This window comes from Acinetobacter sp. IK23 (genome assembly GCF_035615275.1).
GTDB classification, from domain to species: domain Bacteria; phylum Pseudomonadota; class Gammaproteobacteria; order Pseudomonadales; family Moraxellaceae; genus Acinetobacter; species Acinetobacter seifertii.
This window is the reverse complement of record NZ_JANBNX010000009.1, coordinates 24,680-38,922: the sequence shown is the minus strand read 5'-3', so window position 1 is coordinate 38,922 and position 14,243 is coordinate 24,680. Positions and strand designations below refer to the sequence as shown.

General features: G+C 41.0%; 17 protein-coding genes. 11 read left to right on the top strand and 6 right to left on the bottom strand.

What is annotated here, in order from left to right; translation table 11 throughout:
* Positions 1 to 14 precede the first annotated feature (14 nt).
* The 3 genes from MSG95_RS08855 to MSG95_RS08845 form a co-directional block, all read right to left on the bottom strand.
* Positions 15 to 1,280, bottom strand: coding sequence for a replication-associated recombination protein A (locus MSG95_RS08855; protein ID WP_004704731.1), 1,266 nt, complete (start codon positions 1,278 to 1,280; stop codon positions 15 to 17).
* A 105-nt stretch (positions 1,281 to 1,385) separates the two neighbouring features.
* Positions 1,386 to 2,555, bottom strand: a complete 1,170-nt coding sequence (locus MSG95_RS08850; RefSeq protein WP_139344767.1) for a PQQ-dependent sugar dehydrogenase — start codon at positions 2,553 to 2,555, stop codon at positions 1,386 to 1,388.
* Between the two features lie 111 nt (positions 2,556 to 2,666).
* Positions 2,667 to 3,125: a YcgN family cysteine cluster protein gene (locus tag MSG95_RS08845; RefSeq protein WP_077165342.1), complete on the bottom strand. Its 459-nt coding sequence runs from the start codon at positions 3,123 to 3,125 to the stop codon at positions 2,667 to 2,669.
* A 193-nt stretch (positions 3,126 to 3,318) separates the two neighbouring features.
* Between MSG95_RS08845 and MSG95_RS08840 the strand changes: the two genes are divergently transcribed.
* From MSG95_RS08840 to ahr, 8 genes are all read left to right on the top strand, one after another.
* Positions 3,319 to 3,477, top strand: coding sequence for a DUF1328 domain-containing protein (locus tag MSG95_RS08840; protein WP_002053759.1), 159 nt, complete (start codon positions 3,319 to 3,321; stop codon positions 3,475 to 3,477).
* A gap of 171 nt (positions 3,478 to 3,648) precedes the next feature.
* A complete protein-coding gene (locus tag MSG95_RS08835) occupies positions 3,649 to 4,386 on the top strand; it encodes a dienelactone hydrolase family protein (protein WP_004704724.1) in 738 nt (245 codons plus the stop codon).
* 182 nt (positions 4,387 to 4,568) lie between these two features.
* Positions 4,569 to 4,931: an HIT family protein gene (locus tag MSG95_RS08830; RefSeq protein ID WP_039253978.1), complete on the top strand. Its 363-nt coding sequence runs from the start codon at positions 4,569 to 4,571 to the stop codon at positions 4,929 to 4,931.
* A gap of 141 nt (positions 4,932 to 5,072) precedes the next feature.
* On the top strand, positions 5,073 to 6,107 hold the full coding sequence (mutY, locus tag MSG95_RS08825; protein WP_077165343.1) for an A/G-specific adenine glycosylase: 1,035 nt from the start codon (positions 5,073 to 5,075) through the stop codon (positions 6,105 to 6,107).
* Positions 6,108 to 6,154: 47 nt separating this feature from the next.
* Positions 6,155 to 6,691 carry a M23 family metallopeptidase gene (locus MSG95_RS08820; RefSeq protein WP_077165344.1) on the top strand — a complete coding sequence of 179 codons (537 nt, stop codon included), beginning with the start codon at positions 6,155 to 6,157 and terminating at the stop codon, positions 6,689 to 6,691.
* A gap of 9 nt (positions 6,692 to 6,700) precedes the next feature.
* Positions 6,701 to 6,946, top strand: coding sequence for a hypothetical protein (locus MSG95_RS08815; RefSeq protein WP_001287364.1), 246 nt, complete (start codon positions 6,701 to 6,703; stop codon positions 6,944 to 6,946).
* A gap of 30 nt (positions 6,947 to 6,976) precedes the next feature.
* Positions 6,977 to 7,537, top strand: a complete 561-nt coding sequence (locus MSG95_RS08810) for a DNA-3-methyladenine glycosylase I (protein WP_049066753.1) — start codon at positions 6,977 to 6,979, stop codon at positions 7,535 to 7,537.
* 38 nt (positions 7,538 to 7,575) lie between these two features.
* The gene (ahr, locus tag MSG95_RS08805; RefSeq protein WP_324624624.1) at positions 7,576 to 8,604 is read left to right on the top strand and encodes an NADPH-dependent aldehyde reductase Ahr; all 1,029 of its coding nucleotides are present in this window, start codon (positions 7,576 to 7,578) and stop codon (positions 8,602 to 8,604) included.
* A 2-nt stretch (positions 8,605 to 8,606) separates the two neighbouring features.
* Here ahr and MSG95_RS08800 read toward each other — a convergent pair whose 3' ends face one another.
* The gene (locus tag MSG95_RS08800; protein WP_077165345.1) at positions 8,607 to 10,031 is read right to left on the bottom strand and encodes a PLP-dependent aminotransferase family protein; all 1,425 of its coding nucleotides are present in this window, start codon (positions 10,029 to 10,031) and stop codon (positions 8,607 to 8,609) included.
* A gap of 90 nt (positions 10,032 to 10,121) precedes the next feature.
* Between MSG95_RS08800 and MSG95_RS08790 the strand changes: the two genes are divergently transcribed.
* Complete coding sequence (locus tag MSG95_RS08790; protein ID WP_077165346.1) at positions 10,122 to 10,496, top strand: hypothetical protein; 375 nt, start codon at positions 10,122 to 10,124, stop codon at positions 10,494 to 10,496.
* On the opposite strand, the gene MSG95_RS08785 is transcribed toward MSG95_RS08790, so the two are convergent.
* A complete protein-coding gene (locus tag MSG95_RS08785) occupies positions 10,480 to 11,382 on the bottom strand; it encodes a LysR family transcriptional regulator (protein ID WP_077163774.1) in 903 nt (300 codons plus the stop codon). The two genes, MSG95_RS08790 and MSG95_RS08785, sit on opposite strands and share 17 nt — an antisense overlap.
* Positions 11,383 to 11,502: 120 nt before the next feature.
* Between MSG95_RS08785 and dkgB the strand changes: the two genes are divergently transcribed.
* The gene (gene dkgB / locus MSG95_RS08780; RefSeq protein WP_077165347.1) at positions 11,503 to 12,306 is read left to right on the top strand and encodes a 2,5-didehydrogluconate reductase DkgB; all 804 of its coding nucleotides are present in this window, start codon (positions 11,503 to 11,505) and stop codon (positions 12,304 to 12,306) included.
* Positions 12,307 to 12,310: 4 nt separating this feature from the next.
* Entirely contained in the window at positions 12,311 to 13,501 is a 1,191-nt protein-coding gene (locus MSG95_RS08775; protein ID WP_077165348.1) for an MFS transporter, read from the top strand.
* A gap of 41 nt (positions 13,502 to 13,542) precedes the next feature.
* Here the strand turns inward: MSG95_RS08775 and MSG95_RS08770 are convergent, their stop codons facing one another.
* Positions 13,543 to 14,196 (bottom strand): START domain-containing protein, encoded by a 654-nt coding sequence (locus MSG95_RS08770; RefSeq protein ID WP_004704705.1) that lies wholly within the window; start codon positions 14,194 to 14,196, stop codon positions 13,543 to 13,545.
* Positions 14,197 to 14,243 lie beyond the last annotated feature (47 nt).

The following is a 14,243-nucleotide window of genomic DNA, read 5'->3' as shown; positions in this document are numbered from 1 at the left end:
AGGACTCAATAAAACTATTGTTCCTGCTGCCATCTGCGTTGCTGTAAGCGTTCACCTTCAACCTCACGCTTATTTCTCGCGGACTCGTAGAGTTTGGTTCCCTTCAACTCAGGTGGCAAATAGTCTTGCAACACAAAGTGCTCTGGGTAATCATGAGGATAGAGATAATTGATGCCATAGCCTTGCTGTTTCATCAGCTTGGTTGGTGCGTTTCTCAAGTGTAAAGGCACTGGTAAATTTGCCGTTTTCTCGGCAAGTTCCAATGCTTTGTTAATTGCTAAATAAGTACTATTACTTTTTGCACTTGTTGCTAAATAAACCGCGGTTTGGCCCAAAATAATTCGACCTTCAGGCATACCCACTGCTTGAACAGAGCGGAAACATTCACCTGCAAGCAAAAGCGCATTTGGATTCGAGTTTCCAATGTCTTCTGAGGCTGCAATCAACATACGTCTTGCAATAAAAACTGGATCTTCCCCGCCTTTAAGCATACGAGCCATCCAGTACAGAGCTGCATCTGGATCACTACCACGAATCGATTTAATAAATGCAGAAACGAGGTCGTAATGCTGCTCACCCGATTTGTCATAACGTGCAATGTTTTGCTGGGCAACTTTTACCACCACAGCATTGGTAATGGTATTTTCAATTTCTGGCTCAAAAGTACTCGCAATTAAGTCTAGTAAATTAAGCGCTTTACGGGCATCGCCTGCTGCAAACTGCAAAAGGGCATCGTACTCTTCAATATGAATGTAACGTTCTTTTAAGAATTTATCTGCTTGGAGAGCATTGTTGAGTAGCGTCTGAATTGCTTCGCTGTCTAAACTGTTTAAAGTATAGACCTGACAACGTGATAAAAGTGCACTATTGACTTCAAAAGACGGGTTTTCTGTGGTCGCGCCTATTAAGGTAATTTTTCCTTTTTCTACAGCCCCCAGTAATGCATCTTGCTGTGATTTATTAAAGCGATGAATTTCATCAATAAAAACCACAGGTGTTAGTAAGTCACCACTTTCTGCAATTACTTCACGTAATTCTTTTACGCCCGTATTCAGAGCAGACAAACTCACAAATGGGCGGTCTATTGCTTGCGCCAAAAGTAAAGCAATTGTTGTTTTACCAACACCTGGCGGTCCCCAAAAAATAATAGAAGGTAAATGCCCCTGATCAATCATTTGACGCAGTGGTGCGTGTTCACCTAACAAATGATCTTGCCCAATAATTTCAGACAAATCTCTCGGGCGCAGGCGTTCAGGAAGTGGAATATGGGTGTCTGACATCTCAAATAGCTTTATCGTCTTTTCACTATAGTCTATTGCGTCTCACAGAAATCTACAATTTGAATCTATGAGACGCGTTCTTTATTTACAGGCTAACTCGTAGCATTAAGATGGTTTATTACTGAGTTTCAGCAAACGTGCATCCGGGCCATCTTCAATTACCCAAATTGAACCGTCTTGTGCTTCATGTAAACCACGAATACGTTGCTTCATCTCTAATCTTTGTATTTCTTTTACAGGTTTATGCTCTAAATCTACAACCACAATGGCTTTGGAAGATAAGCCACCAATTAAGGCTTTATTTTGCCATGCAGGAAATTGTTGGCCTCGATAAATGATTAGGCTCGACGGTGAAATGACAGGTGTCCAATCAATCTCAGGTGCTTTAAATTCAGGGCGAGTATGGTGGTCTGGAATAGGCTCACCCGAGTAGTGGTCACCATTTGACACGATTGGGTAACCATAATTTTCACCTTTGGTAATAATATTAAGCTCATCACCACCTTTAGGCCCCATTTCAACTACCCAGAGTTGTCCTTTACTGTCAAAAGCCATACCTAAGGGGTTACGGTGTCCAAGTGACCATATTTCCGCAGTAACACCACCTTGTTTATAAAAAGGATTACCTACGGCTGCTGAACCATCCTCATTTAAACGCAAGACTTTGCCCAAATTACTCTGCATGTCTTGGGCAGGGTCAAACTTTTGGCGCTCACCTGAACTGACCCAAAGCTTAACATCTGCATCAAAGAGCATACGATGTCCATAATGGCCTTGTCCTGAGACTTTAGGCACCTGCTGCCAAATCTGTTTCACCTCTATAAGTTTTGGCTGATTAGGGTTAGATAAGTCTAATTTCGCACGTGAAATCACTGCACCAGATCCGCCTTGCCCTTTAGCTGCATAACTGAGATATATCCAATGATTTTTGGCAAAGTCAGGATGTAAAACAACATCGCCTAAACCACCCTGCCCGCCATAGTTCACCGCTGGAACACCTTGAACATCTAACATTTGTTTATTTTGGGGGTTAAAAAGTTTTAACTTACCTTGTCGCTCAGTGACTAATAAACGATGGTCTGGCAAACTGGTAATCGCCCAAGGTTCATTAAAATGTGCGACTGTCTCGACCTGATAAATTTGTTTGGCAGCACTAGTTTGCTCTGTTTTTGCAGTTGTATTTTGTTCAGGATTTTTTGAGTTGGTATTGTTAGAACCACAAGCCATTAATAAGAAAAAGCTACTACATAATAAGGGGGCTGCTAGTCGTTTCATCATTTTTATCTCCTTCGCTTTTATTTTTATATAACGGAGATGGTTAAAAACTTTACGATTAAAATGTTACTTTATTATACGCTGTAATTAAAAATGTCCATTGGGAGCGTATTAACGCACCCAACGTACCACATAATCTTCAAGATCATCTTCATGTACATCAGTTTCAGGAATACAACGCCCTGCAACAGATTTTTTTGCCTTAACTACGCTTTGTCTCGTACCCGTATTTAAATAATGCCAAGAAGGTAAATTTTTACCCTCATTCAGACGTTTATAGGCACAACTTGAAGGTAACCAGTGAATTGTTTTTAAGCTTTCTGGCGTCAACTGTAAACAGTCAGGCACTTGCTGCTGACGATTTGGATAATCGGTACAACGCCCTGTACCACAATCAAGCAATTTACACGCTACCTTGGTGTAAGCAACCTCATGAGTATCTTCATCTTCTAGCTTGACCAAGCAACATAAACCACACCCATCGCACAAAGCTTCCCACTCAGCCTGAGTAAGCTGCTCTAGCGTGTAATTTTTCCAAAATAATGGACGAAGTGAGGTCTCGGTAGACATAGGTTTTAACGGCTGTATACATAAAGCAAAGTCAGATTATAGCATTGAAGGCACTGTGCTTAAGGAAAGAAACTGTATTTTTAGCATCACAAAATGATTGTTTAATATACATTTCAACCACATAAACGACACATTCCGTGCAAAAAAGCCACTATATAGTAAAAACACAATGAAAAATAAGGAGGACAACATTATGTTCCGTTGGGCAATAATTTTTGCAGTGATTGCACTCATTGCCAGTCTATTAGGGTTTGGTGGTGTTGCAGGGTTATCTAAAGACTTTGCCGTGATTTTATTGGTTGTGGCTGTAATTCTCGCAGTTATTGGTTTTATTTCGCGAGGCCGAACCTAATTCAATCATGACTACATAAAAAGAAGGAAATTGTTTCCTTCTTTTTTATTGCCTAAATGTTTCTATCTTTTTCTTTTGAGGTAGATTTTTACATAGTTATTCATATGACTTTTATTTTTTTATGCTTTAATCAAGCGTGTTTAAACCAAGTTTAATTTCAGGATTAATGTCATGAGTACAGCAATTAAAACCCGTGAAATTCAATATACTGCACCAGACGGCAGCCATTTAATTGGTTATTTTGCAGCTCCAGAAAGTGAAACACCTGTACCCGGTATTATTATTGGTCCTGAATGGTGGGGCCGTAATGAATATACTGAACAACGCGCACGTGAACTTGCTGAACACGGCTATGCGGCTCTTGCGATTGACATGTATGGCGATAAAAAAGTCACATCAACCGCAGCTCAAGCATATGAATGGATGATGCAAACATTTGAAGAGTTAGACACGGTGACTGATCGTGCCAATGCAGCACTTCAGACACTTGCTGCACAACCAGAAGTAAATAGTGAAAAACTGGCTGCAATTGGCTTTTGCTATGGTGGTAAAGTTGTATTAGACCTTGCGCGCTCAGGTGCACCACTTAAAGCAGTTGTGACATTCCATGCTACATTAGCACCGAAAGCACCTGCTCAAAAAGGCAACATTCAAGGTGAGGTTTTAGTTCTACATGGTGAACAAGACACCATGGTCACCTTAGAAGATGTTGCTAATTTTGAAAAAGAGATGCAAGCTGCTGAAGTTAAACATGAGGTAGTGGTTTTAAAAGGTGCTAAACATGGCTTTAGTAACCCGCTTGCAGATGAAAAAGCGAAAGCGAATGGTGTAGACCTTGGCTACAACAGCGAAGCGGAGAAACAAGGCCTTGCTAAAATGTACGCTTTGTTAGAACGTACTTTAAAATAAAAGAAGCAAATTTGGAGCAAATGTTTTTTGCATTTGCTCCCTTAAATGTTTATGACTTTGCAATATTTTTACTGTATTTTTTAAACCATACTTCAATAACTATACTCCCGTTGAGCTAGAGCAAAGCCTAGTCTTATTTCCCGCACTCGGGGTTTAATGGAATAACATGAGAGGATACAACAATGGCTGACAAGAAATGTCCGTATTGCGAATTTGATGAATATGACATCATTGATAAGAATGAATTTGCTGTAATTTTACCTGACCCAAATCCGTTGTCTAAAGGCCACTGTGTCGTAACTCCATTACGTCACGTCAACTCGTTCTTTGATATTACCTCTAAAGAACATCAAGGCTTACTTACACTTCTTGAAATTGCCCGCCACGAAACCCAGCTTCGTCATCAGCCTGCCGGTTTTCATATCGGCTTTAATGATGGTGAAGTGTTTGGTCAAAGCTCTGACCATTTCCACATTCATGTCATTCCATACTACAAAAACCAACCGTTGAAACTTGATCAACGTTGGGGCGTAAAAGAGGATTAATCCTCTTTATGCTTGAAGCAGAGACCACTTATTTTCAAGTGATCTCTGTTTTAACAGGCTCATTTTGATTGCCTGCTTTAAACAAAACTTCTCTCTAATTTCAGCTATAATTTACCCCTTACTTTTCTTCTATAGCTGTTCATGCCTGAATTTTCTTTTTCTGATGCCCTCTTAAACTGGTTCGATCAACATGGTCGTCACGATTTGCCTTGGCAAGTTGCAGATGATCCATACAAGGTTTGGGTTTCTGAAATTATGTTACAGCAGACTCAGGTGAAAACGGTTCTGCAATATTTTGATCGCTTCATGGAGCGCTTTCCAACGGTAGAAGCTTTAGGTCATGCAACTTGGGATGATGTCGCTCCTTATTGGGCTGGCCTTGGCTATTACGCTCGTGCTCGCAATTTGCATAAAGCCGCTGGCCTTGTAGCACAGCAAGGTAAATTTCCTGAAACCCTAGAAGAATGGATTGCTCTATCCGGCATTGGACGCTCTACAGCAGGCGCACTTATGTCTTTAGGTTTGCGTCAGTACGGTGTGATTATGGACGGCAATGTGAAACGTGTTTTAGCGCGTTTCTTTGCCATTGAAGATGACTTAAGTAAGCCACAGCATGAACGTGAAATGTGGAAACTCGCTGAAGAGCTTTGCCCTACGCATCGTAACCATGACTATACTCAAGCCATAATGGACTTAGGTGCAACTATCTGTACGCCTAAAAAACCGCTGTGTTTATATTGTCCAATGCAAGCTCATTGTCAGGCCTACCAACAAGGTTTAGAACAAGAACTACCTTTTAAAAAACCTAAAAAAACTCCGCCTGTTAAAACGGCAGACGTTCTTATTATTCAGTGTGAAGATGAATGGTTCTGGCAACAACGCCAAGCCCATGGTCTATGGGGTGGTTTATTCTGTTTACCTATTTTAGAAAATGAACATGAACGACTGAGCATAAGCCAGCAATTTAAATTGCAGCCTCAAGCACAAACTTTTCAGATTAGTCATAGCTTCACTCATTTCACATGGCTACTTAATGCTCATGTGTTCCACGTGGAACCTGATCAAAAAGAACATCTGTCGATTGAGCTTGAAGGCCAATGGTTGACTCCAGAACAAGCAATTTCCAAAGGCGTACCAACTGCAATGAAAAAATTGATCTCGACTAGCCGTTCATGACATAGTGGTCAAAATAATTTTGATATAACTATGACAGGGAGTATTTCGTGCGACGTTTTGTTTCTCATCTCTCACTTGGTTTTCTCATTATTCTATTGGCAGCTTGTGCCAGTGCACCTAAAAGGCCTACACCACTTTCCCCGACTCAAGTCAGTAAGCTCAAAAGTATGCAGCTTCCAAATCGACTACCTGTACCTGTAAAAGGTGTCGATCGAGATGAACTAAAAGACACGTGGGGAGCTGCGCGTAGTCAAGGCCGTAGCCATGAAGGAATTGATATTTTGGCTCCACGTGGAACCAAAGTGTATAGCACAACCGAAGGACTCATTGCTGATCTTCGTAACAATAACCTCGGCGGCAAAGTCATCTGGATTTTAGGTCCAGCAGGAACATGGCATTATTATGCTCATCTTGACGGTCATAAACGTGGGCTAAATGTAGGTGACTATGTCAAAAAGGGCGATTTAATTGGATATGTCGGCAACACGGGCAATGCACGTTATACTTCACCTCATCTCCACTATGGTCTTTATCTAGATGGTAAAGGACGTGGTGCCGTTAACCCTTATTCATATTTACGCTAGGAACATTTTATGTCGGAAGCGCTGATCAATCGCTTAGTAGAGTTTGCCGAGTCGGGCAACCAGCAAAAGATCATTTTAAATGGCAATAGCTATCAAGGCTGGATCATGGAAATCAGCGATGATGCCCTGCTAATCAGTACCGGTTTTTCAGATAAAGTAGGCAAAGACTTTTGGCTAAAGTTTGAAGACTTAACTCAAGCTGAACTGTATTATTGGGATACTCGCCCAAATGAATGGGTGTTATTTAAACTTTAAAATTCTAAGATAAATATAAGGAGCATTATCATGAAAACTCAACGTTGCGGATGGTGTTCCGACGATCCCCTTTATATTGCCTATCATGATGAAGAATGGGGTAAGCCAGAACACGACGAAGCACGGTTATTTGAAATGCTTTGCCTCGAAGGTCAGCAAGCTGGCTTATCATGGATTACCGTACTGAAAAAAAGAGAAAGCTACCGTCAACACTTTTTTAATCATCCAATTGAAGATATTGCTTCATTTACTGATGACTTTTTAGAATTAAAATTATCCGATGCAGGCTTAATTCGTCACTTGGGTAAACTCAAAGCTATTCGTGATAATGCGATTGCTTGGCAAGCACTAAAAGCACAAATTGGTGATGTACCGACATGGCTTTGGCAGTTTGTAGATGCGGCTCCACAAAACAATGATGTTGCAGACTACCGTCAGGCTCCTGCACAGACTGAACTCAGTGTAAAACTTTCCAAGACTCTTAAAAAGAATGGTTTTAAATTTGTCGGCCCAACCACTTGCTATGCGTTTATGCAGGCTGTAGGTATGGTCGATGATCATGAAAACGATTGTCAATTTAAAGCTTCATAACCCACCAGAACGGTTCAAATCCGCTTAAGGAGTTTCCGATGAGCAACAATACGATTCAGGCCTATGCTGCAATGCAAGAAGGTGAAAAACTGGTTCCTTACCAATTTGACGCAGGTGAATTACAACCGCATCAGGTTGAAGTAAAAGTTGAATACTGTGGTTTATGTCATTCTGATATTTCAGTTCTGAATAATGAATGGCGCTCGACTGTCTACCCTGTGGTTGCAGGTCATGAAATTATTGGAAGAATTGTAGCTTTGGGTTCAGAAGCCAAAGGTCTACAAATCGGGCAACGTGTTGGTATCGGCTGGACAGCTGAAAGTTGCCAATCGTGTGATGAATGTATTGGTGGTCAGCAAGTACTTTGTACGGGCAAAAATGTTGCAACAATCGTCGGGCATGCTGGTGGTTTTGCCGATAAAGTTCGTGCAGGTTGGCAGTGGGCAATTCCCCTTCCTGAAGATTTAGACCCAGAAAGTGCAGGTCCCCTACTTTGTGGCGGAATTACCGTTTTTGATCCACTCCTCAAACACAAGATTCAGGCAACCCATCATGTGGGTGTGATTGGCATTGGCGGTTTAGGTCATATGGCGATTAAGCTCCTTAAAGGTTGGGGATGTGAAATCACGGCATTTAGTTCTAACCCAGACAAAACAGAAGAGCTTAAAGCAATGGGAGCCGACCATGTCGTCAATAGCCGCGATACCAACGCAGTAAAAGCTCAAAAAGGTAAATTCGATTTATTGCTGAGTACCGTGAATGTGACTCTAAATTGGTCTGCTTTTATTGCAACACTGGCACCAAACGGAACCTTACATTTCTTAGGTCTTACGCTTGAGCCTGTTCCTGTTTCTGTTGGCTCTCTTATTGGTGGTGCTAAGTCAGTGACTGGTTCACCTACAGGCTCACCTGCTGCACTACGTCAGCTTTTAAAGTTTGCTGCACGCAAAAAAATTGCGCCTCAAATTGAGCTGTTTCCAATGTCACAGCTCAATGAAGCAATTGAACGTCTACACTCAGGTCAAGCACGTTACCGAATTGTACTTAAAGCAGACTTCGCAGAATAAACCTAACTTACAGTTTTCATCTGTTGTCGTGACCAGTTCGCCAAGTGTTTAATCGCTTGGCGGACATCTACTGTTAACTCATGACCTGCATTTAATCGAATAAAATGCCGATAGCGTTCATCCTCACCAAAAACATGCCCGGGAACTACGGTAATTCCGTGAGATTTTGCAGTGTAATAGAGCGCCAAACTATCTACAGTTTTAGGTAACTGCATCCATAAGGCATAACCTCCTTCTGGTTGGCTCAATGCAATTGGAATACCTTCGAAAGCATTTAAAATACAACTACGATACTCCTCGACTTGCCGCATCAAATTCGGTCTTAACTGCTCTAAGTGCTCTCGATAACCTCGACTATAAATAAAATCAGCTAAGCCTAATTGTAGCGGTGTATTAACCCCAATATTACTGGCTACCAGCTCAAGCCTTAAATGCTGTAGCTTCGCGCTTAAACAGAACCACCCTACGCGATATGCACTCGATAATGACTTAGAAACCGATCCACACCAAATTACATAGCCTTCACGGTCCCAATATCGAATGGGTAATGGTCGCTCACCACTGTAGCCACACTCTCCATAAATATCGTCTTCAATAATAAAACACTGATACTTTGCTGCTAATTCGGCAATCTTTTGTTTTTCTGCATTACTTAAACAGTATCCCAATGGGTTCTGATAGTTGGCTGTCATTAAGCAAACTTTAGCTAAACCCTGCTTCATAAATGATTCTAAGCGCTCAAGATCGATACCACGATGATGCGCTGGAATTTCAATAATCTGTCGTTTTAAACTTGCTATAAGCTGTAATTGTCCATTAAAAGTAGGCGTCGGAATTAAAATACTATCGCCTACTTCTGTTAGATGTTGAATCACCAAAGATAAAGCAGGCATGCAGCCATTGGTAATAAAAATATCTTCTGCCGCGATAAAAATCCCATCTTCACGCCAATGATCAGATAGTGCTTTTCTTAACTGCTCATGACCCTGTTTATTACAATAAAGAAAATCTTGGGGCTGACAATTTTTTAAAGCGCGTTGAATAGAACGGCGTAAACCCTCAACAGGAATAAAGTGAGGTGTCAATTGAATCGAACCCAGTGGTACAAGATGACTGTGTAAGGCAGCCTCCTGAATTTGGTTATGTAACTCCAGATTGGAGACTTGTCGCGGCAAAGATAAGAAATCTGGACTATCTGGAATAGGACTAGATTGGGTACGAGCAACCACAAAATAACCTGACTTTGGCTTTACATAAATGAGTCCCCTCGCCTCGAGTAACTCATAACAACTTTTTGCCGTACTTAAACTAATGCTGTGCTGACGGGCAAAATCTCGTAAGGAAATAAGTTTCTGATGAGGTTTAAGCTCATCTTGGTAAATACGATGTGCTAATTGATTGGCAAGAACCTGATATTGAAAAGTCATTCTGTGCTGCTTTTTTAAAAATTTCTGTATCTGTACTGCTTTATAGAACACCTTTAGGCTATAGAAATCAACTCCAAGAGTAGTAAGATAATGAAATTAAAAGCTATATTATTGTTTACCATTATTTTGACAGGTTGCCAGTCACAACCCAAAACTGAACAGCACAGACATACGGTTTGCCAGAGTTTAATTGAAGGTTATTTAAGAATGACCAACCAACAAGACTACAAACTAGAGCAGCGCACTGATGATAAAGCCAATACAATTTCTCATTATCAATACAAACGTAATAACTCAAACGAAGTTGTCATGGTAAATTCGGTTTATTCAAACTTATATTTTAGTTGTCGAGAACAGCAACAAAGCTATTTCTTATCTCAACATTCATCACAAGGACAAACGACTCCTATTTTAGAAGTTCATTTTCCAAGTGATGCTTATGGTAAGTTTAGAGACAGGTTTTAAAACCATCTTTTAATTGATCTGCCAAAAACTCAATGAATAAACGGATTCGTTTTGGTAGATGCTCTTGTTGATAATAGACAGCATGGATGCTTTGATATTGATGTTCTATTTGATCTTCAAATAACGCGGTCAATCGTCCCTCTTGAATATCTTTCCAAATTTCAAATTCAGATAGCCGTGCAATACCATGTCCTCTAACCGTAAGCTGACGCACAGTCTCACCACTTGAAGCTTTAATGTGTGCTTGTGCGAAAAAATATTCATCTCCGACTTTAATCGGCCAGTTATTAATATAATCAGGTCTGGTAAAACCAATCAAATCATGATGCTCAAGTTGTTCAGGTTGAGTCGGTGTACCTTTGATCGCCAAATATTCTGGACTTGCCACAATATATAAACGGCTCTTGCACACTAACTTGGCATGAAGACTCGAATCATTGAGTTCCCCAAATCGAAATGCCACATCGGTCTTATGTTGTAATAGATCAATCACCTGATCATTACTATTTATTTCGATTTCAATGTCGGGATAGCTCTTACGGAACTTATGCATTAATGGTGCAATCACGTGCAAAACAAACGGCGTTGCAGAATCAATACGAATCAGTCCCGCGGTACCCTGATCAGACTTTTGCAAATCTTCTTCGGCAGCATTCAGCTCATTTAAAATTTTACGAGCCTTGATAAGAAACTGCTGCCCTTCTTGTGTGAGTTTTAACTTACGTGTTGTTCGCTCTAACAAAGTCACGCCTAACTTTGCTTCTAAACGTGTAAGAGAACGACTCATTCCTGAAGGCGTTTGTTTTAAGTGTTCTGCTGCGGCTACAAAGGAACCTGTATCAACAATTGTGATAAAGGCAACCAGTTCTTCAATTGTTGATTTCATGACTTATTCTATTATTGACTAATCATCAAAGATATTTTGCTTATTCATCTATTTTTTCGCAACAATAATCCAAGCAAAATGCACCTCAAGTTAAACAATTATTTAAATTTAGGTGAACACATGAATATCCCACGTTTTGGTTTAGGAACATATCGCCTTAAAGAACAAGCGGTGATTGATTCTGTTAAAACAGCTTTAGAAGTAGGTTACCGTGTCATTGATACAGCTCAAATCTATGAAAATGAAGCTGCGATTGGACAAACCATTGCTGAAAGTGGTGTAGCGCGTCAGGACTTATTTCTAACCACAAAAATCTGGGTAGATAATTTTGCGCAAGATAAGTTTATTCCGAGCTTAAAAGAGAGCTTACAAAAACTTCGTACTGACCATGTCGATCTTACTTTGATTCACTGGCCAGCACCGGACTTGGGCGTTTCGATTCCTGAAGTTATGCAGCTTTTACTTGAAGCGAAACAACAAGGTCTTACTAAACAAATTGGTATTTCAAACTTCAATATTGAGCTTACCCAACAAGCCATTGACACAATCGGTGTAGAGCATATTGCGACAAATCAGATTGAGCTAAGTCCTTATCTTCAAAACCATAAACTTGTAAATTTCTTACAAGACAAGAACATAGATGTCACTTCCTACATGACACTGGCATATGGCAAAGTGCTTCAAGACCCCGTTCTAGCTGAAATTGCAGCAGCGCATAAAGCAACAACAGCACAAATTGCATTGGCATGGGCACTGCAACGAGGTTTTGCAGTCATTCCATCTTCGACTAAGCGTGAAAACCTGATTAGCAATTTAAAAGCACAGGATATCGAGTTAACTTCAGCTGAAATGCAAATGATTGCTGAACTCGACCGTAACAGTCGTGAAGTTAGCCCAGAGCCATGGGCACCAGTTTGGGACTAAACTCATGAACACTCAATCAAATACGGCGTTCTCGTTACTGGCATTGGCAATTGGTGCCTTTGCCATTGGCACCACGGAATTTTCTCCAATGGGATTACTTCCGAATATCGCTCATGATTTAGGTATTTCCATTCCAACAGCTGGAATGTTAATTACGGGTTATGCACTTGGCGTGATGTTAGGTGCTCCATTCATGACTCTATGGTTTGGTGGTTTTGCTAGACGTAATGCTCTGATTTTTCTGATGGCGATCTTTACGGTCGGGAACCTGCTTGCAGCATTTGCCCCAAGCTATATGAGTTTATTAGGTGCACGTCTCATTACTAGCCTTAACCACGGCGCCTTCTTTGGGATTGGTTCTGTTGTAGCAGCGAGTATTGTACCCGCGCACAAACAAGCCAGTGCTGTCGCCACCATGTTTATGGGTTTAACCATTGCTAATATTGGTGGTGTACCGTTGGCAACATGGGTTGGACAAAACATTGGCTGGCGTATGTCTTTCCTTGCAATCTCTTTGCTTGGTGTGATTACCATGCTCGCTTTATGGAAGGCACTGCCACAAGGTATGGTTGCCAAAAAACCAAATGTGAAAGCTGAGTTAAAAGTATTAACACGTACTCCTGTAGTACTGGCTCTACTCACCACAGTGCTTAGTGCGGGTGCAATGTTTACGCTATATACCTATATTGCGCCAAGTTTGACTGAGTTTACCCATGCTTCACCGACCTTCATTACGTTCATGTTGGTATTAATTGGTGTTGGTTTCTCAATTGGTAACCATTTAGGTGGTCGTTTTGCAGACTTGTCCATCAATAAAACTCTAATCGGTTTTTTCATTTTGTTGATTGTCATGATGGTGTCTTTCCCAGTGCTTGCACAAAGTCAGGCTGGAGCAGCCATTGCCTTAGTAATCTGGGGTGCAGCAACCTTTGCTTTAGTGCCGCCATTACAAATGCGTGTAATGTCAGTTGCTCATGAAGCACCAGGACTTGCCTCTTCAGTAAATATCGGTGCGTTTAATCTAGGTAACGCAGTCGGTGCGGCAGCAGGTGCGGTAGTGCTCGATTTAGGTTTGGGTTATAACGCAGTATCATTTGCTGGTGCATTACTGGCTGGGTTAGGTTTGTTGTTAGTTTTATTTCAAATCAAACGCGAAAGCAGCTCTGCACAAAGTTTGCAGCAATGTTCAGACTAATAAAAAAAGCGCCTCATCTTAGGCGCTTTTTTTATCGCTTATTATTTTAAAATATCGGGCAATTTAGGTTGCTCATAAATCGGGTTCATTACTTCCCGCTTCATTTTAAGCAGCATCTGATATGGTTGCTGCTGAACAAACATATTTACAAAGCTTAAAGGAATTGAACCTGCTGGGTCAGCATAACCACTCGTGGTTACTTTAACTTTGTTATTCGCTAGTTTCTGGAATGTCCATTCACCTTCATAACGAGTTAAACGAACCACATCGGGCTGAATCGGATAATTACTATTAATCGCTGTGTTCTTAATCGTAATAGTGCCATTAGCGGCTTTACTCATTTTCCCTTTCACCACAACATCGCGGTCTTTTAGCGGAAAAGGAAAATCCAACACCATATATAACGTAAATTCGCCCTTCTTCTCATCCTGAGAAAGCATTTCAACTTTACCCATATAAGGCACCCACTGCGCTGCGCGATTTACATCTAAAATCACCGCCACCGCACGCTCAATGGGTACATCAAATGTTGTTTCAGCTTTGTACTGAAAGACAGGGTTATCAGCCTTCTGATAGGTCCACACTTTAATATGATTACGGTCAAGGCTGAGTTTCGCCTTGTCTGTAGAGGCAGCCCCTGCATAGAGGCTGCTTAAGCAAAGAAGAGTGGTCAAAGCAATTTGTTTTTTATTCATGTTCTGCTCTATCTTGTTTTTCTCGCCACATGTAAGACGTGTACAGA

Bases quoted from the DNA above. Each gene is read 5' to 3' on its own strand.
- MSG95_RS08855 (WP_004704731.1), bottom strand. From the start codon at position 1,280: ATGTCAGACACCCATATTCCACTTCCTGAACGCCTGCGCCCGAGAGAT.
- MSG95_RS08850 (WP_139344767.1), bottom strand. From the start codon at position 2,555: ATGAAACGACTAGCAGCCCCCTTATTATGTAGTAGCTTTTTCTTATTA.
- MSG95_RS08845 (WP_077165342.1), bottom strand. From the start codon at position 3,125: ATGTCTACCGAGACCTCACTTCGTCCATTATTTTGGAAAAATTACACG.
- MSG95_RS08840 (WP_002053759.1), top strand. From the start codon at position 3,319: ATGTTCCGTTGGGCAATAATTTTTGCAGTGATTGCACTCATTGCCAGT.
- MSG95_RS08835 (WP_004704724.1), top strand. From the start codon at position 3,649: ATGAGTACAGCAATTAAAACCCGTGAAATTCAATATACTGCACCAGAC.
- MSG95_RS08830 (WP_039253978.1), top strand. From the start codon at position 4,569: ATGGCTGACAAGAAATGTCCGTATTGCGAATTTGATGAATATGACATC.
- mutY (WP_077165343.1), top strand. From the start codon at position 5,073: ATGCCTGAATTTTCTTTTTCTGATGCCCTCTTAAACTGGTTCGATCAA.
- MSG95_RS08815 (WP_001287364.1), top strand. From the start codon at position 6,701: ATGTCGGAAGCGCTGATCAATCGCTTAGTAGAGTTTGCCGAGTCGGGC.
- MSG95_RS08810 (WP_049066753.1), top strand. From the start codon at position 6,977: ATGAAAACTCAACGTTGCGGATGGTGTTCCGACGATCCCCTTTATATT.
- ahr (WP_324624624.1), top strand. From the start codon at position 7,576: ATGAGCAACAATACGATTCAGGCCTATGCTGCAATGCAAGAAGGTGAA.
- MSG95_RS08800 (WP_077165345.1), bottom strand. From the start codon at position 10,031: ATGACTTTTCAATATCAGGTTCTTGCCAATCAATTAGCACATCGTATT.
- MSG95_RS08790 (WP_077165346.1), top strand. From the start codon at position 10,122: ATGAAATTAAAAGCTATATTATTGTTTACCATTATTTTGACAGGTTGC.
- MSG95_RS08785 (WP_077163774.1), bottom strand. From the start codon at position 11,382: ATGAAATCAACAATTGAAGAACTGGTTGCCTTTATCACAATTGTTGAT.
- dkgB (WP_077165347.1), top strand. From the start codon at position 11,503: ATGAATATCCCACGTTTTGGTTTAGGAACATATCGCCTTAAAGAACAA.
- MSG95_RS08775 (WP_077165348.1), top strand. From the start codon at position 12,311: ATGAACACTCAATCAAATACGGCGTTCTCGTTACTGGCATTGGCAATT.
- MSG95_RS08770 (WP_004704705.1), bottom strand. From the start codon at position 14,196: ATGAATAAAAAACAAATTGCTTTGACCACTCTTCTTTGCTTAAGCAGC.